At 62.7% G+C, this 23,694-nt stretch carries 18 protein-coding genes; 13 read left to right on the forward strand and 5 right to left on the reverse strand.

All coding sequences use genetic code 11. From position 1 onward, the window contains the following. Positions 1-23: 23 nt before the first annotated feature. The 4 genes from QDT79_RS22470 (at position 24) to QDT79_RS22485 (ending at position 5,801) form a co-directional block, all read left to right on the forward strand. Positions 24-206 (forward strand): YfgG family protein, encoded by a 183-nt coding sequence (locus QDT79_RS22470; RefSeq protein ID WP_004941600.1) that lies wholly within the window; start codon positions 24-26, stop codon positions 204-206. Positions 207-309: 103 nt separating this feature from the next. Then, the gene (mgtE, locus tag QDT79_RS22475) at positions 310-1,743 is read left to right on the forward strand and encodes a magnesium transporter (protein WP_308317089.1); all 1,434 of its coding nucleotides are present in this window, start codon (positions 310-312) and stop codon (positions 1,741-1,743) included. A gap of 185 nt (positions 1,744-1,928) precedes the next feature. Then, on the forward strand, positions 1,929-5,255 hold the full coding sequence (locus QDT79_RS22480; RefSeq protein WP_308317090.1) for a diguanylate cyclase: 3,327 nt from the start codon (positions 1,929-1,931) through the stop codon (positions 5,253-5,255). Positions 5,256-5,447: 192 nt separating this feature from the next. Next, positions 5,448-5,801 carry a DNA-binding protein gene (locus tag QDT79_RS22485; RefSeq protein ID WP_107227864.1) on the forward strand — a complete coding sequence of 118 codons (354 nt, stop codon included), beginning with the start codon at positions 5,448-5,450 and terminating at the stop codon, positions 5,799-5,801. 9 nt (positions 5,802-5,810) lie between these two features. Here QDT79_RS22485 and alkA read toward each other — a convergent pair whose 3' ends face one another. After that, on the reverse strand, positions 5,811-7,301 hold the full coding sequence (gene alkA, locus QDT79_RS22490; RefSeq protein ID WP_308317091.1) for a DNA-3-methyladenine glycosylase 2: 1,491 nt from the start codon (positions 7,299-7,301) through the stop codon (positions 5,811-5,813). Between the two features lie 164 nt (positions 7,302-7,465). Between alkA and yegD the strand changes: the two genes are divergently transcribed. Together yegD and QDT79_RS22500 are read left to right on the forward strand one after the other, a co-directional pair. Next, positions 7,466-8,818 (forward strand): molecular chaperone, encoded by a 1,353-nt coding sequence (gene yegD, locus QDT79_RS22495; protein ID WP_063990493.1) that lies wholly within the window; start codon positions 7,466-7,468, stop codon positions 8,816-8,818. A 51-nt stretch (positions 8,819-8,869) separates the two neighbouring features. Then, the gene (locus QDT79_RS22500) at positions 8,870-9,436 is read left to right on the forward strand and encodes a GNAT family N-acetyltransferase (protein WP_308317092.1); all 567 of its coding nucleotides are present in this window, start codon (positions 8,870-8,872) and stop codon (positions 9,434-9,436) included. On the opposite strand, the gene QDT79_RS22505 is transcribed toward QDT79_RS22500, so the two are convergent. Further along, positions 9,433-10,050: a pyridoxamine 5'-phosphate oxidase family protein gene (locus QDT79_RS22505; RefSeq protein WP_063990495.1), complete on the reverse strand. Its 618-nt coding sequence runs from the start codon at positions 10,048-10,050 to the stop codon at positions 9,433-9,435. The two genes, QDT79_RS22500 and QDT79_RS22505, sit on opposite strands and share 4 nt — an antisense overlap. 68 nt (positions 10,051-10,118) lie before the next feature. Beyond that, a complete protein-coding gene (locus QDT79_RS22510; RefSeq protein WP_107227836.1) occupies positions 10,119-11,072 on the reverse strand; it encodes an aldo/keto reductase in 954 nt (317 codons plus the stop codon). A gap of 272 nt (positions 11,073-11,344) precedes the next feature. Between QDT79_RS22510 and QDT79_RS22515 the strand changes: the two genes are divergently transcribed. The 6 genes from QDT79_RS22515 to baeR are packed head-to-tail and all read left to right on the forward strand — an operon-like array spanning position 11,345 to position 22,330. Continuing rightward, complete coding sequence (locus QDT79_RS22515) at positions 11,345-12,598, forward strand: MdtA/MuxA family multidrug efflux RND transporter periplasmic adaptor subunit (protein ID WP_063990497.1); 1,254 nt, start codon at positions 11,345-11,347, stop codon at positions 12,596-12,598. Then, positions 12,598-15,717, forward strand: coding sequence for an MdtB/MuxB family multidrug efflux RND transporter permease subunit (locus tag QDT79_RS22520; protein ID WP_308317093.1), 3,120 nt, complete (start codon positions 12,598-12,600; stop codon positions 15,715-15,717). Before QDT79_RS22515 ends, QDT79_RS22520 begins: the two co-directional genes overlap by 1 nt. Next, positions 15,714-18,794: a multidrug efflux RND transporter permease subunit MdtC gene (gene mdtC / locus QDT79_RS22525; RefSeq protein ID WP_130018159.1), complete on the forward strand. Its 3,081-nt coding sequence runs from the start codon at positions 15,714-15,716 to the stop codon at positions 18,792-18,794. Before QDT79_RS22520 ends, mdtC begins: the two co-directional genes overlap by 4 nt. A 10-nt stretch (positions 18,795-18,804) precedes the next feature. Further along, positions 18,805-20,235, forward strand: coding sequence for a multidrug transporter subunit MdtD (mdtD, locus tag QDT79_RS22530; protein WP_063990500.1), 1,431 nt, complete (start codon positions 18,805-18,807; stop codon positions 20,233-20,235). After that, positions 20,232-21,614 (forward strand): envelope stress sensor histidine kinase BaeS, encoded by a 1,383-nt coding sequence (baeS, locus tag QDT79_RS22535; protein ID WP_308317094.1) that lies wholly within the window; start codon positions 20,232-20,234, stop codon positions 21,612-21,614. The genes mdtD and baeS overlap by 4 nt, the downstream gene beginning before the upstream one ends. Next, positions 21,614-22,330: an envelope stress response regulator BaeR gene (baeR, locus tag QDT79_RS22540; RefSeq protein ID WP_063990502.1), complete on the forward strand. Its 717-nt coding sequence runs from the start codon at positions 21,614-21,616 to the stop codon at positions 22,328-22,330. Before baeS ends, baeR begins: the two co-directional genes overlap by 1 nt. Before the next feature lie 7 nt (positions 22,331-22,337). Here baeR and QDT79_RS22545 read toward each other — a convergent pair whose 3' ends face one another. Beyond that, positions 22,338-22,727, reverse strand: a complete 390-nt coding sequence (locus QDT79_RS22545; RefSeq protein ID WP_130018157.1) for a type II toxin-antitoxin system VapC family toxin — start codon at positions 22,725-22,727, stop codon at positions 22,338-22,340. 3 nt (positions 22,728-22,730) lie between these two features. After that, positions 22,731-22,994: an antitoxin gene (locus QDT79_RS22550; protein WP_063990504.1), complete on the reverse strand. Its 264-nt coding sequence runs from the start codon at positions 22,992-22,994 to the stop codon at positions 22,731-22,733. 338 nt (positions 22,995-23,332) lie between these two features. Here QDT79_RS22550 and QDT79_RS22555 point away from each other — a divergent pair, with 338 nt between their 5' ends. After that, a complete protein-coding gene (locus QDT79_RS22555) occupies positions 23,333-23,671 on the forward strand; it encodes a YegP family protein (protein ID WP_016926703.1) in 339 nt (112 codons plus the stop codon). The last annotated feature ends 23 nt before the right edge of the window (positions 23,672-23,694 follow it).

Raw genomic sequence — 23,694 nt, forward strand, 5'->3', positions numbered from 1 at the left:
GACACCGGCATACCGGGTGATATATGCGCAAGAAAACCACCGGACAGATGACGAAGATAGTGTTGTTTATCAGCTTTATCATTTTAGTCGGCCGACTGCTGTACGCCGCCGTGGTGGCGGTGCCTCATCATCAGGAAAAAAAGCAGGCCGCTGCGCAAAACGCCGCCGAAGTCAGCGCGCCGCAACAGGACGCCTCCTCTGAATAACCGCTGCGCCCCGTCCGTTTCATAAAAATGACTCCGGCACTCGCTATGCTCTATCTTTTAATGAGCCTGCGTCAGGAACGCCGAGCGCCCGTTAAGGAACACCATGTCAGCCGCAACCCATAACGTCAAAAAAGTCGCTGAACACCGCCAGCGCATTCTCACTCTGCTGTTGAACAATAAGGAATTGGTCGATGGCATTCTCGGCCGACCAGGCGATGAACACGCCCTCAGCCAAAGCGAACGGCTGAACCAGACGGCGGAAATCACCGGCCTGTTGGACGACATGCACGCCGCCGACCTGGCGGACCTGCTGGAAGCGCTGCCACAGGACGAACGTATGGCGCTGTGGCGGCTGGTGGGCAACAGCAAGCGCGGCCAGACGCTGGTGGAGGTCGCCGAGCCGGTCTGGGACAGCCTGATCGAGGAAATGAGCGACAAAGACCTGCTCAAGGCGATCAAAACGCTGGACGTCGACGAACAGGCCTACCTGGCGCAATACCTGCCGCGAAATCTGATGGGCCGGTTGCTGACCTCGCTGGAGCCGGAGCAGCGTGCCCAGGTGCGCGAGATGAGCCAGTACGCCAAAGACAGCGTCGGCTGGATGATGGATTTCGAACTGGTGACGGTGCGGCCGGACGTCACGCTCGGCGCGGTGCACCGCTTCTTGCGCATGCGCAAAGCCATTCCCGATGCCACCGATAAACTGTTCGTCACCGACCGCAAAAACACCCTGCTGGGCGAGCTGCCGCTGACCGCAGTGCTGCTGAACGATCCGGAAATCCCGGTGCGTGACGTGATGGACAGCGATCCCGCCACCTTTCAACCCGAAGACAAGGCCGATGATGCGGCCGGCGCGTTCGAACGTTACGACCTGATCAGCGCCCCGGTGGTCGATGCCAAAGGCAAACTAATGGGCCGCCTGACCATCGAAGAGATCGTCGACGCCGTCAACGAAGAGAGCGACACCAACCTGCGCCGCATGGGCGGTTTGAGCCCGGAAGAAGACGTGTTCGCCCCGGTCAGCAAGGCGGTCAAAACCCGCTGGGCCTGGCTGGCGATCAACCTCTGCACCGCATTCATCGCCTCCCGAGTGATCGGTCTGTTCGAACACACCATTTCCCAGTTGGTGGCGCTGGCGGCGCTGATGCCGATCGTCGCCGGCATCGGCGGCAACACCGGCAACCAGACCATCACCATGATCGTGCGCGCGCTGGCGCTGCACCAGATTGAAGTCGGCAACATCTCGCGCCTGATGCTCAGGGAGCTGGGGGTGGCCATCATCAACGGCGTGGTGTGGGGCGGCATCATGGGCGTGATCACCTGGCTGCTGTACGGCGACGCGGCGATGGGCGGGGTGATGACGCTGGCGATGCTGCTCAACCTGCTGCTGGCGGCGCTGATGGGCGTAGTGATCCCGATGACCATGCTCAAACTGGGTCGCGATCCAGCGGTCGGCTCCAGCGTGCTCATCACCGCGCTGACCGATACCGGCGGCTTTTTCATCTTCCTCGGCCTTGCCACCCTGTTCCTGCTGTAATACGCCAAAAGCCGGCCCCGCGCCGGCTTTTTCGTCATTCTGTCGCCGGGCTTGCGTTAACGCAGTAAAGTCGGCCTTCCCGGTAGGTTTTCCTCTCGCGCTGTACTACCCTTTGCCAATAAATCGTCTTAATTCATCCACGTCATGAATCCAATCACTGACAGAGGCCATCGGTAAGGGTGTCTATGGAGATCAGCGCGCCGAACACGTTCGGCACCCACAAAGGCGTCGTGCTGACGCATTCCCTGTTAGTGGCCCTGGCGACGTTTCTGCTCGCCTTGCTGAGCCTGTCGCTGTCCAGCGAAGCCCGCCACTTCACGCCGCTGTGGTTCCCGACCGCCGCCGCGATCGCGGTACTGTACCGCCACGCCCCGCGCCACTGGGGCCTGCCGATGTTGGCCAGCGGCCTCGGCATCGTACTCGCCAGCTTCTTGCTGTTCGGCATCAGTGCCACTCCCGTCAAGCTGGCCGCCATCAACCTGCTGGAAGCGGCGGTTTGCGCCCTGCTGCTGCGCCGCATGCTACACCCGTACGATCCGTTGAATGATCTCGCCAGTTGGTTGCGTTTTGTGGTCTGCGCAGTGATTTTTACCCCGCTGTTCAGCGCGCTGCTGGCCGCCGGCCTGGTGCCCGCGCCAGACCAGCCTTTTTGGCAGCCGTTCGGTACCTGGTTCATTTCCGAAGCGATAGGGGTGCTGTCGCTGGCGCCGATCGGCCTCTCTTACAATCGTCGCACCCTGACGGCGCTGAATCCGTTTCCATTATTGCTGACGCTGATGGTTACGCTGGCTTTCAGCTTTATGGCGCTGACCTATCTGCCTTTTCCATTCACGTTCGTGATTTTGCCGCTGCTATGGGCCGCCATCGCACTGCCGCGTTTTGAGGCATTCACCGTTTGTTTCTGCACCCTCTTGCTGATCACCGTGATGATTTCGCTGGGGTTGCTGCATTTTCAGGCTTCCGGCAAGCACCTTGGCGATCTCGGTCTGTACTTGCCAATGCTGCTGATTTTAATCCCGGCGCACGCGATGGCGGTGGTAATGCACGCCTTCCGGGTGGAGAAACAGCACATCGTCGAAAGTGAAAGCCGCTTTCGCAGCGCGCTGGAATATTCCGCCATCGGCATGGCGCTGGTGTCGCCGCAGGGGAAGTGGCTGCAGGTCAATCAGGCGCTGTGCACGCTGCTCGGCTATCCCCCTGAGGCGCTGCACAAGCTGACCTTTCAAGAAATTACGCATCCCGACGATCTCAACGCCGATCTCAGCCAGTTGCACGATCTGCTCGACGGCCATATCAGCAGCTACACCCTGGAGAAACGCTACATCCGCAGCGACGGCCAGACCGTCTGGGCGCTGCTGGCGGTCTCGCTGGTGCGCGACGCCGAAGGGCTGCCGCTGTACTTCATCTCGCAGGTGGAGGACATCAGCGATTTGAAGCGCAGCCAGGCGGAAAACAACCGGCTGGTGGAGCGCATTACGCTGGCCAATCAGGTGGGCGGCGTCGGCATCTGGGAATGGGTGATGAGCCAGGAAAACTTCACCTGGGATCAGCGCATGTTCGAACTCTACGATCTCAATCCCGACCAAACGCCGACGCTGGCGCTGTGGCGCACGCTGTTGGTGCCGGAAGATCGCGACCGCACCGATCGCGAGCTGGCCGAGATTCTGGCGCAGCCACGGCCGTTCGTCATGGAATTTCGCATCATCACGCGCGGCGGTAAATTGCGCCATATTCGCGGCCAGGGCAACGTGATCCTCGACGACCAGGGCCAGCCGCTGCGCATGATCGGCACCAATATCGACATGACCGAGCTCAAGATCCTCGCCGAGGCGCTGCACGAGGAGAAAGAGCGTTTGCACATCACCCTCGACGCCATCGGCGAAGGGGTGATCTCCACCGACGGCCATCTGCGCATTACCTTTATGAATCCGGTGGCCGAGCAGATGTGCGGCTGGCCGCTCGAGCTGGCGATCGGTATGCCCATCGCCGGCGTGGTGCGCCTGACCAACGGCAAAGACGGCCCGGAAATCGAAAACCTCACGCAATACCCGCGGCAGTGGCCGGCGGATTACGCACTGGTGCTGCACAGCCGCGACGGGCGCTATTTCGACGTGCAGCAGTCGGTCTCACCGCTGAAAACCCTCGACGGCGAAACCATGGGCGCGGTGATGGTGCTGCAGGACGTCACCGCCTCGCGCGAACTGATGAAAAAGCTCAGCTACAGCGCCTCACACGACGCGCTGACCGGCCTGCCGAACCGTACCCGCTTCGAGAAGCAGCTGAAAGCGGCAATCGCCGCCGCCGGGGAACCGTCGCCGCCGCATTCGCTGGTGTTCCTCGATCTGGATCGGTTCAAGGCGGTGAACGACACCGCCGGCCACGCGGCGGGCGATGCCTTGCTGCGGGACATCGCCCAACTGATGCGTCACCATCTGCGCAACAGCGACTGCCTGGCCCGGCTGGGCGGCGACGAGTTCGGCCTGATCCTGTTCGACTGCCGGCTGGAGCAGGCCAAATCGCTGATGCAACAGGTGGTCAACCAAATCAGCCAACACCCGTTCTACTGGGAAGGGAAAATTTACCGCGTCGGCGCCAGCGCCGGCATCACGCGCATCGGCGGCGACGCCAAAAGCAGCGAACTGCTGGCCCAGGCCGACATCGCCTGCTACACCGCCAAGCACCACGGGCGCGGCCAGGTGTATCTGTATGAAGCACGGCAAAAACAGCTGTTGGAGCGGCAGCATGAATTACTGAGCCCACAGGAGGTACAGACGATCATCGGCGAGGGGCAGCTGCGGCTGCTGACCCGCGCGGTCGCGCCGCCGGCGACGCCGCTGTCGGCCGCTTTCCACCAGGTGAAACTGCAGGTGATGGCGCCGGACGATCGGCCGCTGCCGCACGAGGCGTTCATCGCCGCCGCGCAGCTGTATGGCCTGATGCCGGACATCGACCGGTGGATGGTGACGCAGCTGCTGGTACGCTGCGCCGACGACATCAAACGCAAGGGGCTGTCGCTCGCGTTGCCGCTGGCCACCGACAGCCTGCTGAACACCGACTTCCAGCGCGAGCTAACGGAAACGGTGCGCGCTTCCTCGCTGCCGCCACGGGCACTGCTGTTTAGCGTCGATGAGACCGTGGTGCTGGAACACGCCGCGCAGTGCCGGGCGTGTCTTCGCGAACTGCAGCAGTTGGGCTGCCGGCTGATCGTCAATGGCTTCGGGCATAACATCAATGCCTTCGATGAGTTGGGCGATCAGAAAATAGACATCATTCGCGTCGATGAACGCTTTATCACCAACGTGCACTGCAACCAGATGGATGAATTGATGGTCTCGATGCTCAACGGCGCGGCGCATCGGATCAAGGCGCAGACGCTCGCCGGGCCGGCACACCAGCCGGTGACGCTGCAGGCGCTGCGCGATATCGGCATCGATCTGGCGGATGGCGATCAGGTAGCGCTGGAGCAACCGCTGGCGGTATTGCTCAGCGACGGCTACTTCGGCATTCGCTAACCCCTCCCCCTTACCGGCGCCGTCTCGCGGGCGGCGCCGCACTCCCGTTATTCACATTGTGTTAACCCATACGAGATTAGTGATATAAATAACACCTGAAGCTTAAACGATTAAGTAAGATGAAACTCCCATGCGAACATCAGCGTATACGTTGATTTTCCTCGACATGTGATGGCTCAGGGATAAGGGACTATGGAAAAGAAATGGTTTTCCGCCAGGGAACTGATGGGCAAGGCGGGGTTGCCTTCAACCCCGCAAGGGGTCAATTTGATGGCCCGACGCGAAGGCTGGCTCAGCCGCCGTCGCAGCGGCGTGCAGGGCAAAGCGCTGGAATACCATATCGACAGCTTGCCGTACGGCGCGCGCAGCCTGTCGGCCTTGCGCGAGGCAGACCATCCGGACTACGACGTCAAACGCCAGGATCCGATACGGGTCTGGATCGAGTATTACTACCACCTGACGCCGGCCGAGCGGGAAAAGCTGCTGGCGTTCCTGATGCGCGAGGGCATGAGCCGCCTGTTGCAGCTGATCGAGTCTCCCCGCTAGGCCGAATGCTCAAATCTCCCCTTCCGGCGCCCAGCCGCCGTTGTGCCACAGATGCAGCGTGGCGTAAGAACGCCACGGGCGCCAACGTTCGGCGTAGCGTTCGATCTGGCGCGGCGTCATGCCGGGAAAACGCTGTTTGATCAGGTAGTCGCCGGCCAGGAACACATCCGGCCACGACCAGGCGCGCATCGCGATATAGCTGGCGGTCCAGTTGCCGATACCCGGCAGCGCGGTCAGCGCCTTGATGCCCTGTTCGATATCCAGCACGTTATCGAGCTGCAGCCGCCCTTCGCCCAGCGCCCGGGCGATCTCGATCAGCGCCGCCGCGCGCTTCAGCTGCACCCCGAGCGGGCGCAGTGCTTCGGGCTGCAGCTGTGCCACCCGTTCTGCGGTGGGGAAAACATGGGTGATGCCCTCGTGCGGCGCCGCCAGCGGTTCTCCCCAACGTTCGGCCATCCGCCCGGCGAAGGTTGCCGCCATTTTCACGCTGACCAACTGGCCCAGCACCGCACGCGCCGCCTGCTCGAAGCTGTTCACGCAGCCCGGCAGGCGCAGCCCCGGCGCATCGGCCGCCAGCGAACCCAGCGCCTCATTGATGCGATCCGGCGCGGCGTCCAAATCGAACAGCAAGCGTACGCGGCGCAGCACCTCCGTCGTCACCAAACTGAGCGCCGGCGCGATCTCGACCCTGACCCGGTTGCGCGCTTCTTCCGGCTGCACGCTGAGCCAGCCGCAATACTCCATACCGCCCTGGTTGACGGCGATCGAACGCAGATAGCACCGGCCCTCGACCCGCTCGACGCCCTGCACGGCGCGCGCCTGCAAGAAGTTCAGCATGCGATCCCAGTCATAGGGCGGCCGATAACCCAGGTGAAACACCAGGCCGCTGGCGGCCGCCCGTTCACCGCGCGCGCCGCCGCTGCGCAGCGCCGACGGAATCAGGCGATAGCGCGCCTTGAACAGCTCGTTGAAACGCCGCAGGCTGCCGAAACCGGCGGCGAACGCCACCTCGCTGAGCGGCAGGTCGGTATCCGCCAGCAGGCGTTTGGCCTGCAGCAGCCGATGCGACTGCGCGTAATCGATCGGCGAAGCGCCAAACTGTTCGGCGAAGATGCGCCGCAGGTGGCGATCGGAAATGCCCAGCCGCGCCGCCAGCGCTTCGCAGCTGTGTTCGGACAGATAACCCTGCTCAATGAGCTGTACCGCCACCTGCGCATAGCGGTTGCCCAGATCGATCAGCGCCAGGCCGGGTGCCAGTTCCGGCCGACATTTAAGGCAGGGGCGAAAGCCCGCCAGCTCGGCTGCCGCCGCGCTCGGATAGAAGGTGCAGTTTTCCAGCTTCGGCGTGCGGGCGCTGCACACCGGGCGGCAATAAATGCCGGTGGAAGAGACGCCGACGAAAAAGCGGCCGTCGAATTTGCGGTCACGCGCGCGCAGCGCGTCGTACAACGCTTGCTGTTGGGTATTCATGGCAACGCTCGGGTTCGGTTTTTTCTGCATTATGGGGCTCGGCTGGCGCGCTGACGTGCGGAATTCGGACATTAAGTTAAGCACGCCGCCGCCGCGCCCGCTAAATTTTTCGACACTCGCGCATCGGCGCATTGCCCGCCGGCTCCGTCTCGGGTAAAGTCGCCCCCCTTCATTGGCATGGGGACAAAAAAGAGATGTTTATTGGATTCGACTACGGGACAGCCAACTGTTCCGTCGCGGTGATGCGCGACCACGGCCCCGAGCTGTTGACGCTGGAAAACAACGAACCGTATCTGCCTTCGATGCTGTGCGCGCCGACCCGCGAAGCGGTGAGCGAATGCCTGCACCGCCACTGGCAGGTGCCGACCGGCAGCGAAGAAAACCAGCAGCTGCTGCGCCGCGCCATCAGTTACAACCGCGAAGAAGACATTCCGGTCAACGGCGACAGCGTGCTGTTCGGCCTGCAGGCGCTGGCGCACTACATGGAAGATCCGGAAGAGGTGTACTTCGTGCGCTCGCCGAAATCCTTCCTCGGCGCCAACGGCCTGAAGCCGCAGCAGATCGCCCTGTTCGAAGACCTGGTGTGCGCCATGATGTTCCACATCAAACGCCAGGCGGAAAACGTGCTGCAGACCGGTATCGAGCAGGCGGTGATCGGCCGGCCGATCAACTTCCAGGGCATCGGCGGCGAAGAGGCCAACCGGCAGGCGCAGGGCATTTTGCAGCGCGCCGCCGAACGCGCCGGTTTCAAAGCCATTGAATTCCAGTTCGAGCCGGTCGCGGCTGGGCTGGACTTCGAGGCAACGCTGAACGAAGAGCAAACCGTGCTGGTGGTAGACATCGGCGGCGGCACCACCGACTGCTCGGTACTGCTGATGGGGCCGCAGTGGCGCGACCGCGCCGATCGCCAGCAGAGCCTGCTGGGCCACAGCGGCTGCCGGGTCGGCGGTAACGATCTGGACATCATGCTGGCCTTCAAACAGCTGATGCCCCTGTTCGGCCTGGGCGGTGAAACCGCGAAAGGCATCGCCCTGCCGGCGCTGCCTTACTGGAACGCGGTGGCGACCAACGACGTGCCGGCGCAAAACGACTTCTACAGCGCCGCCAACGGCCGCGTGCTACGCGATCTGATCCTCGACGCGGCGGAGCCGGAAAAGGTCAAACGCCTGCTGAAAGTGTATCAGCAGCGCCTGAGCTACCGACTGGTGCGTGCGGCCGAAGAGAGTAAGATAGCCCTGTCCGGTCAAACGGCCATCAGCGCGCCGCTCAATTTCGTGCAGGCCGATCTGGCGGAGAGCATTAGCCAGGCTCAGCTCGCCGACGCCATCTCGCAGCCGTTGATGCGCATTCAGGAGCAGGTCAGCGCCGCGCTGGCCAGCAGCCAGACCGCGCCGCAGGTGATCTACCTGACCGGCGGCAGCGCGCGCTCCCCCCTGCTGCGCGCCGCGCTGCAACAGCAGTTGCCGGGCATTCCGATCGTCGGCGGCAACGACTTCGGCTCGGTCACCGCCGGGCTGGCGCGCTGGGCGCAAACGCTGTTCCGTTGACGGCCCAAGGGCGCGGCTCGCCGCGCCCTTGTTCATTGGAGGCTATGCATCATGTCAACCATCCTTACCCTCGACAGCGCCAGGCTGCGGCTGCGCCTCTGGCGCGACGACGACCTGCCGGCCTTCGCCGCGCTTAACGCCGATCCGCAGGTGATGCGTTATTTCCCGGCGACGATGACGGCCGAGGAAAGTCGCGCGCAGGCCGAACGCATCCGCGCATTCATGGAACAACACGGCTGGGGGCTGTGGGCGGTGGAAGTGAAAAACGGTGCGCCCTTTATCGGGTTTGTCGGGCTGGCGCGGCCGGGCGACGATCTGCCTTGCTCCCCCTGCGTGGAGATTGGCTGGCGGCTGGCGGCGGCCCACTGGGGCAACGGCTACGCCGCTGAAGCGGCGCGCGCGGCGCTGGCGTGCGCCTTCGACACGCTTCACTTGCCGGAAGTGGTGTCCTTCACCACCGAAGAGAATCAGCCGTCGCGCCGGGTGATGACGCGCATCGGCATGCAGTTTGACGGCGAAACCTTCATGCATCCACGGCTGCCGGCGGGCCATCCGCTGCAAAAGCACGTCTTGTACCGGCTGAACCGACAAAGGTGGCGCGAACGCCACGGCGATTAATACAGCGTATCCTTCAGTCGCTGCGGCAGCGCGCTGTCGTACTCCTCACCGTCGAAGCGCGTTTGGCTCACCGCGGCCAAAATATGGCCGGGGCTGGGCAGCGCCGAACGTTCGAGGCGGCTACCCTCTTCCCAGAGTCCCGAACGCAAGATCGCCCGGCTGCACTGAAAGAACACCGCCTCTACCCGAATGCGCAGCACCGAACGCGGCAGCTGGTTGCGGTGGGCGAAGCGCTGCAGCACCGCCGGCGCCACCACGATATCCGCCCGCCCGTTAATCCGCAGCGTTTCGCCGATGCCGGGGATCAGCAGCAGCAGCGCCACCCGGTTGTCGTGCAGGATATTGCGCAGGCTGTCGATGCGGTTATTGCCGCGCCGGTCCGGCAGCAGCAGGGTTTTCTCGTCTTCGATATGGATAAAACCGGCCGGATCGCCGCGCGGGGAGACATCCATGCCGTCCGGGCCGACCGTCGAGAGGGCGGCAAACGGCGCCGCCTCGATAAACGGGCGGTACGCCGGGTGGATATAGCTGACTTCTTTAAAAACCGAGGGCGCGGCGGGTTTGCCGTAAAGCTGTTCCAGCGTCGCGAGGTCGTTAATGATATCACCAGACATTGCGGGTTCCTGAATGGGCCATGTTGACCCCTTCAGCATAGAGCAAAATCGCCGCCGGGTAACATCCCCTACTCGGCGCTGGCGTGGTTCAGCGCCTGGATGTCGTCCGCATCCAGCGTCAGGCGGGTGGCGCTGACCAACTCATCCAGCTGCGGCAACGAGGTAGCACTGACGATCGGCGCGGTGATGCTCGGGCGCGCAATCAGCCAGGCCAGCGAGACCTGTGCCGGGGAGGTGCCGTGCTTGCCGGCCACCTGATCCAGCGCCGCCAGAATGCGGAAACCGCGCGGGTTAAGGTAGCGTTCGACGATGCGATCGCCGCGCTGGCTTTTGCCCTCGTCCGCTTTGCTGCGGTATTTGCCGGTCAGGAAGCCGCTGGCCAGCGCGAAGAAGTTGATCACCCCGAGCCCATGGCGCTGCGCCACGCCTTCCAACTCGGCTTCATAGCCTTCACGCGCGTACAGGTTATATTCCGGCTGCAGGGTTTCGTAACGCGCCAGCCCGTTGCTTTCGCTCACCCGCAGCGCCTCTTCCAGACGGTCCGCCTGATAGTTGGAGGCGCCGATCGCCCGCACCTTGCCGGCCTTAATCAGCGCATCGAACGCCGCCAACGTCTCTTCCAACGGCGTATCGCGGTCGTCGTCGTGCGACTGATAGAGGTCGATGTAGTCGGTTTGCAGGCGGCGCAGCGAGTCCTCCACCGCCTGCTGAATATAGCGCGGCGACAGCCCCTGTTTGCCTTCGCCCATCGGTTTGCCCACCTTGGTGGCGATGATCACCTGGTCGCGCTTGCCGCTCTTCTTGAGCCATTCGCCGATGACGGTTTCCGATTCGCCGCCCCGGTTGCCCGGCACCCAGCTGGAATAGACATCGGCGGTATCGATAAAGTTAAGTTGATTGTCCACCAGCGCATCCAGCAGGCTGAAAGAGGTCGCCTGATCCGCCGTCCAGCCGAACACGTTGCCGCCAAAGGTCAACGCCGGCACCTGAATGCCCGAACGGCCCAGTTGTTTCTTGCTCATGACAAAGACTCCATGGGTTAAATGATTTGCCTGTTAATTATTAGCGCCAAATACAGGAAATCGTTAAAACGTATTGGCTATAAGTCGGAATAAATCACTTATAAACATAGCACGCTCAAATCACCCACTTATTAAGACAATGCTGACGGTTCCTCCATATTTCCTTCATTTTTATGCCGTCTTCGCTGGCTAAACTAGTATCCTGTAAGGAGTGTCATTTTTGTGGCAATGAGTGCCCGCGCCCCTGCCTTTTGGAGAGAATTTTCACCACCATGAATGCAAAACCCCAACGTCGTTCCCTGCTGCTGCGCCTGCTGGTTGCGGCGATTGCGATCATCGTCGCCGTTCTGGCCTGGCGCCATTTCAGCGCCGCCCAACCGACCGCCGGGACGACGCCGGGTGCGCACCAGGCCGCCGGTAAAACGGGAGCCGGCCGCGCCGCGGGCGGCAGACGCGGCGCGCCGATGTCGCCGGTGCAGGTGGCGACCGCCACCCGCCAGACGGTGCCACGCTATCTTTCCGGCTTGGGCACCGCCACCGCCGCCAATACCGTGACCGTCACCAGCCGGGTCGATGGCCAACTGATGGCGATCCACTTTACCGAAGGCCAGCAGGTCAAAGCCGGCGATCTGCTGGCGGAAATCGATCCCCGGCCGTTCCAGGTTCAGTTGACCCAGGCTCAGGGGCAGTTGGCAAAAGATCAGGCCACGCTGGCCAACGCCCGGCGCGACCTGGCGCGCTATCAACAACTGGTGAAAACCAATCTGGTTTCCCGCCAGGAGCTGGATACGCAGGCCTCGCTGGTGCAGCAGACCGAAGGCGCGATCAAGGCCGATCAGGGCGCGGTCGACAGCGCCAAACTGCAGATCACCTACAGCCGCATCACTGCGCCAATCGACGGCCGCGTCGGCCTGAAACTGGTCGACGTCGGCAACTATGTCACCAGCGGCAGCACCACCGGTCTGGTGGTGATCACGCAGACGCACCCGATCGACGTGGTGTTCACGCTGCCCGAAGGCAACATCGCCGATCTGCTCAAGGCGCAAAAAGCCGGGCCGGTGAGCGTCGAAGCCTGGGACCGCACCAACCAGAACAAGCTGACGACCGGTTCGCTGCTGAGCCTGGACAACCAAATTGATACCACCACCGGCACCATCAAGCTGAAAGCGCGCTTCACCAACGAAGATGACGCGCTGTTCCCCAACCAGTTCGTCAACGCGCGGCTGCAGGTGGATACCCTGCACGATGCGGTGGTGATCCCGACCGCCGCGCTGCAGATGGGCAACGAGGGCAACTTCGTCTGGACGCTCGGTGAAGACAACAAGGTCAGCAAACATCGGGTCACCGCCGGCGTGCAGGACAGCCGGCAGGTGGTGATCAGCGCCGGCCTCAACGCCGGCGATCGGGTGGTGACCGACGGCATCGATCGCCTGACCGATGGCATGCAGGTAGAAGTGCTCGCGCCGAGCGAAGCGCCGGCGGCGGCCAACGCCAAGCGCGAACCTGACGTTCAGAGGAAGTCCTGATGCAGGTGATGCCTCCCAACGCCGGCGGCGGTCCGTCCCGCCTGTTTATTCTGCGTCCGGTCGCCACCACGTTGCTGATGATGGCGATATTGCTGGCGGGGATTATCGGCTATCGCGCGCTGCCAGTGTCCGCCCTGCCGGAGGTGGATTACCCCACCATCCAGGTGGTGACGCTGTACCCCGGCGCCAGCCCGGACGTGGTGACCTCCGCCATTACCGCGCCGCTGGAACGCCAGTTCGGCCAGATGTCCGGCCTGAAGCAAATGGCGTCGCAAAGCTCCGGCGGCGCCTCGGTGGTCACCCTGCAGTTCCAGTTGGCGCTGCCGCTCGACGTCGCGGAGCAGGAAGTGCAGGCGGCGATTAACTCCGCCACCAACCTGCTGCCGACCGATCTGCCCTACCCGCCGATCTACAGCAAGGTTAACCCCGCCGATCCGCCGATCCTGACGCTGGCCGTGACCTCCACCGCCATGCCGATGACGCAGGTGGAAGACATGGTGGAAACCCGCGTGGCGCAAAAAATTTCTCAGGTGACCGGCGTCGGCCTGGTGACGCTGGCCGGCGGCCAACGCCCGGCGGTGCGCGTAAAATTGAACGCCGCGGCGGTCGCCGCCTATGGCCTGAACAGTGAAAACATCCGCGCCGCCATCAGCAACGCCAACGTCAACTCGGCGAAAGGCAGCCTTGACGGCCCGACCCGATCGGTCACCCTGTCCGCCAACGACCAAATGAAATCTGCCGACGACTATCGTCAGCTGATCGTCGCCTATCAGAACGGCGCGGCGATCCGCCTGCAGGATATCGCCACCATTGAACAAGGGGCGGAAAACACCCGGCTGGCGGCCTGGGCCAACAAGCAACAGGCGATCGTGCTGAACATCCAACGCCAGCCCGGCGTCAACGTCATCACCACCGCCGACAGCATCCGCGAAATGCTGCCGACGCTGATTAAAAGCCTGCCCAAGTCGGTCGACGTCAAGGTGTTGACCGATCGCACCACCACCATCCGCGCCTCGGTCAGCGACGTGCAGTTCGAGCTGCTGCTGGCGATCGCGCTGGTGGTGATGGTGATCTACGTGTTCCTGCGCAACGTGCCGGCGACCATTATCCCCAGCGTGGCGGTGCCGCTGTCGCTGGTCGGCACCTTCGCCGCCATGTACTTCCTCGGCTTCTCCATCAACAACCTGACGCTGATGGCGCTGACCATCGCCACCGGCTTCGTGGTGGACGACGCCATCGTGGTGATCGAGAACATCTCGCGCTATATCGAGAAAGGGGAAAAACCGCTCGACGCCGCACTGAAAGGCGCCGGCGAGATCGGCTTCACCATCATCTCGCTGACCTTCTCGCTGGTGGCGGTGCTGATCCCGCTGCTGTTCATGGGCGACATCGTCGGCCGCCTGTTCCGCGAGTTCGCCGTCACGCTGGCGGTGGCGATATTGATCTCCGCCGTGGTGTCGCTGACGCTGACGCCGATGATGTGCGCACGCATGCTCAGCCACGAATCGCTGCGCAAGCAGAACCGTTTTTCCGCCGCCTCCGAACGCTTTTTCGACCGGGTGATCGCGCAATACGGCAAGTGGTTGAAAACGGTGCTTAACCATCCCTGGCTGACGCTCGGCGTGGCCGTGGGCACCCTGGCGCTGACGGTATTGCTGTACCTGCTGATCCCGAAAGGTTTCTTCCCGGTGCAGGACAACGGCATCATTCAGGGCACGCTGGAGGCGCCGCAGAGCGTCTCGTTCAGCAATATGGCCGAGCGCCAGCAGCAGGTCGCGGCGCAGATCCTCAAAGATCCGGCGGTGGAGAGCCTGACGTCGTTCGTCGGCATCGACGGCAGCAACGCCACGCTCAACAGCGGCCGGCTGCAGATCAACCTGAAGCCGCTGAGCGAACGCAGCGACCGCATTCCGGCGATCATCAACCGCCTGCAGCAGCAAACGGCGCAGTTCCCCGGCGTGAAGCTGTATCTGCAGCCGGTGCAGGATCTGACCATCGATACCCAAGTCAGCCGCACCCAGTACCAATTCACCCTGCAGGCGATGTCGCTGGACGATCTCAGCCTGTGGGTGCCGCAGCTGATGGATGAGCTGAAGCAAACCCCGCAGTTGGCGGACGTCACCAGCGACTGGCAGGATCAGGGGCTGGTGGCCTACGTCAACGTCGATCGCGATTCGGCCTCCCGCCTTGGCGTCACCATGAGCGACGTGGACAATGCGCTGTACAACGCGTTCGGCCAGCGCCTGATCTCCACCATCTACACTCAGGCCAACCAATACCGCGTGGTGCTGGAGCACGACGTCAGCGCGACGCCGGGGCTGGCGGCGCTCAATGAGATCCGTCTGAGCGGCAACGACGGCGCCGTGGTACCGCTGAGCGCCATCGCCAAAATCGAAGAGCGCTTCGGCCCGCTGTCGGTCAACCATCTCGATCAGTTCCCGTCAGCCACCGTTTCGTTCAACGTCGCCGACGGCTACTCGCTCGGCGAGGCGGTGGACGCGGTCACCCAGGCGGAAAAAAATCTCAACATGCCAAGGGACATCACCACCCAATTCCAGGGAGCGACCCTGGCCTTCCAGGCGGCGCTCGGCAGCACGCTGTGGCTGATTTTGGCGGCGGTGGTGGCGATGTACATCGTGCTGGGCGTGCTGTATGAAAGCTTCATTCATCCGGTCACCATCCTCTCTACCCTGCCGACCGCCGGGGTCGGCGCGCTGCTCGCGCTCATGATGGCCGGCAGCGAGCTGGACGTGATCGCCATCATCGGCATCATCCTGCTGATCGGCATCGTGAAGAAGAACGCCATCATGATGATCGACTTCGCGCTGGCGGCAGAACGCGAACAGGGTTTATCGCCGCGCGACGCCATCTATCAGGCCTGCCTGCTGCGTTTTAGGCCGATCCTGATGACCACGCTGGCGGCCTTGCTCGGCGCGCTGCCGCTGATGCTGAGCACCGGCGTCGGCGCGGAGCTGCGGCATCCGCTTGGCGTCTGTATGGTCGGCGGTTTGATCATGAGCCAGATCCTGACGCTGTTCACCACGCCGGTGATCTACCTGCTGTTTGACAAACTGGCGCGCAACACGCATCGCCAGCCGGATACGCAGGAGCTGCCGTGAAATTCTTCGCCCTGTTCATTCACCGGCCGGTGGCCACCACCCTGCTGACGCTGGCCATCGCCATCAGCGGCGCGATCGGCTTTCGCCTGCTGCCGGTGTCGCCGCTGCCGCAGGTGGACTTTCCGGTGATTTCGATCAGCGCGTCGCTGCCGGGCGCCTCGCCGGAAACCATGGCATCCTCGGTGGCGACGCCACTGGAGCGCGCGCTGGGCCGCATCGCCGGGGTTAACGAAATGACCTCGATGAGTTCGCTCGGCAGTACCCGGGTCATTTTGCAGTTCGATCTCGATCGCGACATCAACGGCGCCGCGCGCGATGTGCAGGCGGCGATCAACGCCGCACAAAGCCTGCTGCCGACCGGCATGCCGAGCCGCCCCAGCTACCGCAAGGTCAACCCTTCCGACGCGCCGATCATGATCCTGACGCTGACCTCGGACACCTACAGCCAGGGGCAGCTGTACGATTTCGCCTCCACCCAGTTGGCGCAGAAGATCAGCCAGACCGAGGGCGTCGGCGACGTTTCCGTGGGCGGCAGCTCGCTGCCGGCGGTGCGGGTCGAGCTGAACCCTTCGGCGCTGTTCAATCAGGGCGTGTCGCTGGATACCGTACGGCAAGCCATCGCCAACGCCAACGTGCGCCGCCCGCAGGGCGCCGTGGAAAACCCGCAGCAGCGCTGGCAGATCCAGGCCAACGATGCGCTGAAAACCGCCGATGCCTACCGTCCACTGATCATTCATTACAACAACGGCTCGGCGGTGCGTTTAGCCGACGTGGCCGAGGTTAAAGACTCGGTGCAAGACGTGCGCAACGCCGGGATGACCGACGCCAAACCGGCGATCATTCTGGCCATCAGCCGTGCGCCGGACGCCAACATCATCGAAACCGTCGATCGCATTCGCGCCGAGCTGCCCGCCCTGCAGGAAAATATCCCGGCCTCGATAAAACTCAACGTCGCGCAGGATCGTTCGCCGACCATTCGCGCGTCGCTGGCCGAGGTCGAACAGTCGCTGGCGATCGCCATCGGGTTGGTGATCCTGGTGGTGTTCATCTTCCTGCGCTCCGGGCGCGCCACGCTAATCCCGGCGGTCGCCGTGCCGGTGTCGCTGATCGGCTCGTTCGCCGCCATGTATCTGTGCGGGTTCAGCCTCAATAACCTGTCGCTGATGGCGCTGACCATCGCCACCGGCTTTGTGGTGGACGACGCCATCGTGGTGCTGGAAAACATTTCCCGCCACGTCGAGGCCGGCATGAAACCGATCAACGCCGCGCTGCTGGGCGCGCGGGAAGTCGGCTTCACCGTGCTGTCGATGAGCGTTTCGCTGGTGGCGGTGTTTATCCCACTGCTGTTGATGGAAGGCCTGCCGGGGCGCCTGTTCCGCGAGTTCGCCGTCACCCTGTCGGTATCGATCGGGCTGTCGCTCATCGTCTCGCTGACGCTCACGCCGATGATGTGCGCCTACCTGCTGCGCCACCAGCCGCCGCGTTCGCAGCGGCGGGCGCGCGGCTTCGGCAAAATGCTGCTGGCGCTGCAGCAGGGCTACGGACGCTCGCTGAACTGGGTGCTCGGCCACTCGCGCTGGGTGCTGGCGGTGTTCCTCGCCACCCTTGCGCTCAACGTCTGGCTGTATATCAGCATCCCGAAAACCTTCTTCCCGGAACAGGATACCGGGCGCCTGATGGGCTTTATCCAGGCCGACCAAAGCATTTCGTTCCAGGCGATGCGCGGCAAACTGGAAGACTTCATGAAAATCGTGCGCGAAGATCCGGACGTGGAAAACGTCACCGGTTTTACCGGCGGCTCGCGCACCAACAGTGGTTCGATGTTCATCTCACTGAAACCCCTGTCGGTACGCAGCGACGACGCGCAGAAAGTGATCGCCCGCCTGCGCGCTCGCCTGGCCAAAGAACCGGGTGCCAGCCTGTTTCTGATGGCGGTGCAGGATATCCGCGTCGGCGGCCGGCAGGCCAACGCCAGCTACCAATATACGCTGCTGGCGGACGATCTCGCCGCGCTGCGCGAATGGGAGCCGAAGATCCGCACCGCGCTGGCCGCATTGCCCGAGCTGGCGGACGTCAACTCGGATCAGCAGGATAAAGGCTCGGAAATGGATTTGGTCTACGATCGCGAAACCATGGCGCGCCTCGGCATTTCGGTATCCGACGCTAACAACCTGCTGAACAACGCCTTCGGCCAGCGGCAGATTTCGACCATCTATCAACCGCTCAACCAATACAAAGTCGTGATGGAAGTGGCGCCGCCCTACACCCAGGACGTGAGCTCGCTGGACAAAATGTTCATCATCAACAACGAAGGCAAGGCGATACCGCTCTCCTACTTCGCCAGTTGGCGGCCGGCCAACGCGCCGCTGTCGGTCAACCATCAGGGGCTGTCCGCCGCCTCGACCATCTCCTTTAACCTGCCGGACGGCGGCAGCCTGTCGGACGCCACCGCTGCGGTAGAGCGCACCATGACTCAGCTCGGCGTGCCGTCCACGGTGCGCGGCGCGTTCGCCGGCACCGCCCAGGTGTTCCAGGACACCCTGAAGTCGCAGCTCATCCTGATCCTGGCGGCGATCGCCACGGTGTATATCGTGCTCGGCGTGCTGTATGAGAGCTATATCCATCCGCTGACCATCCTTTCCACGCTGCCTTCCGCCGGCGTGGGGGCGCTGCTGGCGCTCGAGCTGTTCGGCGCGCCGTTCAGCCTGATCGCGCTGATAGGCATCATGCTGTTGATCGGCATCGTGAAGAAAAACGCCATCATGATGGTCGACTTCGCGCTCGAGGCGCAGCGCAACGGCGGCATCAGCGCCCGCGAGGCGATTTTCCAGGCCAGCCTGCTGCGGTTCCGGCCGATCATGATGACCACGCTGGCGGCGTTGTTCGGCGCGCTGCCGCTGGTGCTGACCAGCGGCGACGGCGCGGAGCTGCGCCAGCCGCTCGGCATCACCATCGCCGGTGGCCTGGTGATGAGCCAGCTGCTGACGCTGTACACCACCCCGGTGGTCTACCTTTACTTCGACCGGCTGCAGGCGAAGTTCCGCCGCAACAAGCAACTGGCCCCGCTGCCCCATTAATGGCCGACCGATGCTGATGAAACACGCCGCCACGGTACGCTGGCAACTCTGGATAGTGGCATTCGGCTTCTTTATGCAGACGCTGGATACCACTATCGTCAACACCGCCCTGCCCTCGATGGCCGCCAGCCTGGGGGAGAACCCGCTGCGCATGCAGTCGGTGATCGTCTCCTATGTGCTGACGGTGGCGGTGACGCTGCCGGCCAGCGGCTGGCTGGCGGACAAGGTCGGCGTACAGCGGGTGTTTTTCAGCGCCATCCTGCTGTTCACCCTCGGCTCCCTCCTCTGCGCCCGTTCGGAAACCCTGAACGAGCTGATCGCCTCGCGCGTGATTCAGGGCATCGGCGGCGCGATGATGGTGCCGGTCGGGCGCCTGACGGTGATGAAGATCGTGCCGCGCGAGCAGTACATGGCGGCGATGACCTTCGTGACGCTGCCGGGCCAGATCGGCCCGCTGATGGGGCCGGCGCTGGGTGGCTTTCTGGTGCAATACGCCAGCTGGCATTGGATTTTCCTGATCAACATTCCGGTGGGCATCGTGGGCGCCATCGCCACGCTGCTGCTGATGCCCAACTACCAAATGCAGACCCGCCGCTTCGATCTCAGCGGCTTTATCCTGCTGGCGATCGGCATGGCGTCGCTGACGCTGGCGCTCGACGGCCACAAAGGCATGGGGCTCTCCGGCGGCGCCATCGCCGGTCTGGTGGCGCTGGGCGTGGCGGCGCTGTTGGGGTATGTTTGGCATGCCTACGGCAATAGCCGCGCCCTGTTCTCACTGCGGCTGCTGCGCACCCCGACTTACAAGATCGGGCTGCTGGCCAGCCTGCTGGGGCGCATCGGCAGCGGCATGCTGCCGTTCATGACGCCGCTGTTTCTGCAGGTGGGCATGGGCTTTACGCCGTTCCACGCCGGGCTGATGATGATCCCGATGATCATCGGCAGCATGGGCATGAAGCGCATCGTGGTGCAGGTGGTCAACCGCTTCGGCTATCGCAACGTGCTGGTGGCCGCCACGCTGCTGCTGGCGCTGGTCAGCCTGAGCTTCCTGCTGGCGGCGATGCTCGGCTGGCTGTGGCTGCTGCCGGTGGTTCTGTTTTTACAGGGGATGGTCAACTCACTGCGCTTCTCGGCGATGAACACCCTGACGCTGAAAGATCTGCCGGACCGGCTGGCCAGCAGCGGCAACAGCCTGTTGTCGATGGTCATGCAGCTGTCGATGAGCCTTGGCGTCAGCGTCGCCGGCATCTTGATCGGCAGCTTCGCCCATCATCAGGTGGTGGCCGATAGCCCGGCCATTCACGGCGCATTTATTTACAGTTACTGCTGTATGGCGTTGATTATCGCTCTGCCCGCGCTGGCCTTCGCGCGCGTGCCGGCCGATAGCGCGCCCAACCGCACGCTGACCAAAGAGCCGGGTACCGGCTCAACGAGGTTGCAATGAGGATAGGCATTACCGGGAAACTGTTCCTGGCCATTTTCGCTACCTGCATGCTGGTGTTGATCACCATGCATTGGGGGGTGCGCGTCAGCTTTGAGCGCGGCTTTATCGATTACATCAAGAGCAGCAACGAGCAGCGCATCAACATGCTGAGCGAAGCGCTGGAGGAACAGTACAGCCATCATGGCAACTGGATATTCCTGCGCAACAACGATCAGGTGGTCTACCAAATCATGCGTTCGTTCGAGCAAAATAGCGACAGCAGTCACAATCTGCCGCCCAAGGGCTGGCGCACCCAGTTTTGGGTGGTGGACAGCCAGTTCAATCGCTTGGTCGGGCATTCGGGCCCCTTGCCGAAGGAGGGGCCACGCCACCCAATCCGCTACAACAACGAGATCGTCGGCTGGGTGCTCACCACCCCGGTCGAGCGTCTGACGCGCAATACCGACATCAACTTCGATCGCCAGCAGCGGCGCACCAGTTGGATTATCGTCGCGCTCTCCACCCTGTTGGCGGCGGCGGTGACCTGGTTGCTGTCGCGCGGCATGCTGGCTCCGGTCAAGCGCCTGGTGGCCGGCACCCACCGCCTGGCGGCGGGCGATTTCACCACCCGCGTGGCGGTCAGCAGCCAGGATGAACTGGGCCGGCTGGCGCACGACTTCAACCAGTTGGCCACCTCGCTGGAAAAAAACGAACAGATGCGCCGCGCCTTTATGGCCGACGTATCGCATGAGTTGCGCACGCCGCTGGCGGTGCTGCGCGGCGAACTGGAAGCGCTGCAGGACGGCGTGCGCCAGCCGACGCCGGCGTCGCTCAGCTCGCTACAGGCCGAGGTATCCACCTTGACCAAACTGGTCGACGATCTGCATCAGCTGTCGCTCTCCGATCTCGGCGCGCTGGCCTATCGCAAGTCGTCGGTGGACTGCGTGCACCTGGTGCAGATCGCCGTCGCCGCCTTCCGCGAACGCTTCCGCGCCAAAGGGCTGGAGATCGTCACCCATCTGCCGGCCCAGGCGCCGCTGTTCGGCGATCCCGATCGCCTGAACCAGCTGTTCAATAACCTGTTGGAAAACAGCCTGCGTTACACCGACGCCGGCGGCCGGCTGGAGATCGGCGCCGAGCTGCAGCCGGGGCGCCAGATCCTCTACTGGCAGGACAGCGCGCCGGGCATCAGCGATCAGCAGCTGAAGCGCATTTTCGAACGTTTCTACCGGGCGGAGGGTTCACGCAACCGCGCCAGCGGCGGTTCCGGGCTGGGGCTGGCGATCTGCCACAACATCGTGGAAGCGCACGACGGGAAAATCCGCGCCGAGCATTCGCCTTTAGGCGGCGTGCGCATTACAGTAGAATTTGCTACCCCGATAAAAAATAAGGCGCCCTGATGGACATTCAGAATCAACCCGTGCAGATCATGATTGTTGAAGATGAGCCCAAGCTGGGCCAGCTGCTGGTGGATTATCTGCAGGCGGCGGGCTACGCCACCCGCTGGCTGACCAACGGCAACGAGGTGGTGCCGACCGTGCACCAGCATCCACCGGCGCTGATCTTGCTCGACCTGATGTTGCCGGGCGCCGACGGGCTGACGGTGTGCCGCGAGCTGCGCCGCTTCAGCGATGTGCCCATCGTGATGGTGACGGCGAAAATCGAAGAGATTGACCGCCTGTTAGGGCTGGAGATCGGCGCCGACGATTACATCTGCAAACCCTACAGCCCGCGCGAAGTGGTGGCACGGGTGAAAACCATTCTGCGCCGCAGCTATCGGCCGCAGGAGAACGCGCGGGAAGATGACCTGCTGCACATCGATGAACCGCGCTTCCAGGCCAGCTATCAGGGGCAGTTGCTGGATCTGACGCCGGCGGAATTCCGCCTGCTGAAAACGCTGGCCAGCCAGCCGGGCAACGTATTTTCTCGCGAGCAGCTGCTGAACAACCTGTACGACGACTACCGGGTGGTCACCGATCGCACCATTGACAGCCACATCAAAAACCTGCGCCGCAAGCTGGAACTGATCGACGGGGAAAAATCCTTTATCCGCTCGGTATACGGCGTGGGCTACCGCTGGGAAGCCGAGCCCTGCCGGCTGATGAATGGGATTTAGAGGATAATTAGCGCGTCCAGTCTTCAACCGCCAACCCGGGCACCAGGGTAAAAGCGCGATCGTTGGTCACCAGCGTCGCGCCACGGCTCTGCGCGTGAGCGGCGATCAGTTGATCCAGCGCGCCCATGATTTTGCCCCTTCTCTCCATGTTTGCCCGCATTTCACCGTAGCAGCGGGCGGCCTCGCTATCCCATGCATAGACCGTCACCGCGGCAAGAAAGGCCTCGACCGCGCTTTGCAACGCCTTGTTCCGCCGTTTAGCGACACCGTAAAGCAGTTCCGCCTCCGTTACGCTGGAAATGCATACTGCAGAAGGCGGGTGCTTTTCCATGATGTTAAGCACCTGCGGATGCTGCCGAAACAAGTGGCTGACGGTATTGGTATCAAACATGTACATCGCCTACTCTTCCTCTGAGAATGGATCGCGGCCTGCAACCCCTTGCTGACGATCCTCCACGCCAAGAAACTCTTGCGGCACCGGCGTTTGAGCGATAATGCTCAGCAGCGGTGCCCAGCTGTCCGGCTTTGCCGGATATTTGGATAAAATCACGTTGCCCTCCCGATCGCGACGGATATAGACACGATCCGTATCAAATTCAAATTCCACCGGTAACCTCACCGCCTGATTTCTGCCGTTTTTAAACAGCTTTGCGATTCTTTCCATCCAGACACCTCCACAGCAGGCATAGGCCAAAGCATATGCCTGTAGCGTGTCGATGCCAAGATGTACCGCTCATTTTTTATCCACATTCACGAAACGGCCAAACAGTAACGTGCTATCTCACGGGTTGAAACCCTGTTCCCCTCGTTATGCGGCGCACTGCGCAATCATCGCGCCTTTCCTTAGCTTCCCGTGCGGCGGCGGGCTCACCGAATGAAAACTCCGCGCCGGCGCAAAAAAACTGCGCATTTTTTCGACTAAGCTGCTGTGAGGTTTAGCCGCCGATTTTCAAGCGATTGGCTACACTTACATCACGAATCGGAACCTACAGGAGAAGAACCATGGCAATCGGTCATTACGAGCTGAAAAAAGCAAAGAACGGACAGTACCACTTCAACCTGAAAGCCAGTAACGGCGAGATCATTCTGGCCAGCGAGATGTATGCCAGCAAAGCCTCGGCGGAGAACGGCATCGCCTCGGTGCAGACCAACTCGCCGCATGAAGCGCAGTACGAACTGAAGCACAGCGCCAGCAATCAGCCCTATTTTGTGCTGAAAGCCAAGAACCATCAGGTAATCGGCGTCAGCGAAATGTACAGCTCCGAAAGCGCGGCCAAAAACGGTATCCAGTCGGTGACGAAAAACGGCCCGACCACCGATATCCGCGATTTGAGCGCCTGATCCCCGTTTCGCCCGCGCGGTGG

Origin of the sequence: Serratia marcescens, assembly GCF_029846115.1 — a bacterium.
Classification (GTDB): Bacteria; Pseudomonadota; Gammaproteobacteria; order Enterobacterales; family Enterobacteriaceae; genus Serratia; species Serratia marcescens_L.

Bases quoted from the DNA above. Each gene is read 5' to 3' on its own strand.
- alkA (WP_308317091.1), bottom strand. From the start codon at position 7,301: ATGCAGAAAAAACCGAACCCGAGCGTTGCCATGAATACCCAACAGCAA.
- QDT79_RS22505 (WP_063990495.1), bottom strand. From the start codon at position 10,050: ATGTCTGGTGATATCATTAACGACCTCGCGACGCTGGAACAGCTTTAC.
- QDT79_RS22485 (WP_107227864.1), top strand. From the start codon at position 5,448: ATGGAAAAGAAATGGTTTTCCGCCAGGGAACTGATGGGCAAGGCGGGG.
- QDT79_RS22520 (WP_308317093.1), top strand. From the start codon at position 12,598: ATGCAGGTGATGCCTCCCAACGCCGGCGGCGGTCCGTCCCGCCTGTTT.
- yegD (WP_063990493.1), top strand. From the start codon at position 7,466: ATGTTTATTGGATTCGACTACGGGACAGCCAACTGTTCCGTCGCGGTG.
- QDT79_RS22500 (WP_308317092.1), top strand. From the start codon at position 8,870: ATGTCAACCATCCTTACCCTCGACAGCGCCAGGCTGCGGCTGCGCCTC.
- QDT79_RS22510 (WP_107227836.1), bottom strand. From the start codon at position 11,072: ATGAGCAAGAAACAACTGGGCCGTTCGGGCATTCAGGTGCCGGCGTTG.
- mdtD (WP_063990500.1), top strand. From the start codon at position 18,805: ATGCTGATGAAACACGCCGCCACGGTACGCTGGCAACTCTGGATAGTG.
- QDT79_RS22515 (WP_063990497.1), top strand. From the start codon at position 11,345: ATGAATGCAAAACCCCAACGTCGTTCCCTGCTGCTGCGCCTGCTGGTT.
- mgtE (WP_308317089.1), top strand. From the start codon at position 310: ATGTCAGCCGCAACCCATAACGTCAAAAAAGTCGCTGAACACCGCCAG.
- QDT79_RS22470 (WP_004941600.1), top strand. From the start codon at position 24: ATGCGCAAGAAAACCACCGGACAGATGACGAAGATAGTGTTGTTTATC.
- QDT79_RS22550 (WP_063990504.1), bottom strand. From the start codon at position 22,994: ATGGAAAGAATCGCAAAGCTGTTTAAAAACGGCAGAAATCAGGCGGTG.
- baeS (WP_308317094.1), top strand. From the start codon at position 20,232: ATGAGGATAGGCATTACCGGGAAACTGTTCCTGGCCATTTTCGCTACC.
- QDT79_RS22480 (WP_308317090.1), top strand. From the start codon at position 1,929: ATGGAGATCAGCGCGCCGAACACGTTCGGCACCCACAAAGGCGTCGTG.
- QDT79_RS22555 (WP_016926703.1), top strand. From the start codon at position 23,333: ATGGCAATCGGTCATTACGAGCTGAAAAAAGCAAAGAACGGACAGTAC.
- QDT79_RS22545 (WP_130018157.1), bottom strand. From the start codon at position 22,727: ATGTACATGTTTGATACCAATACCGTCAGCCACTTGTTTCGGCAGCAT.
- baeR (WP_063990502.1), top strand. From the start codon at position 21,614: ATGGACATTCAGAATCAACCCGTGCAGATCATGATTGTTGAAGATGAG.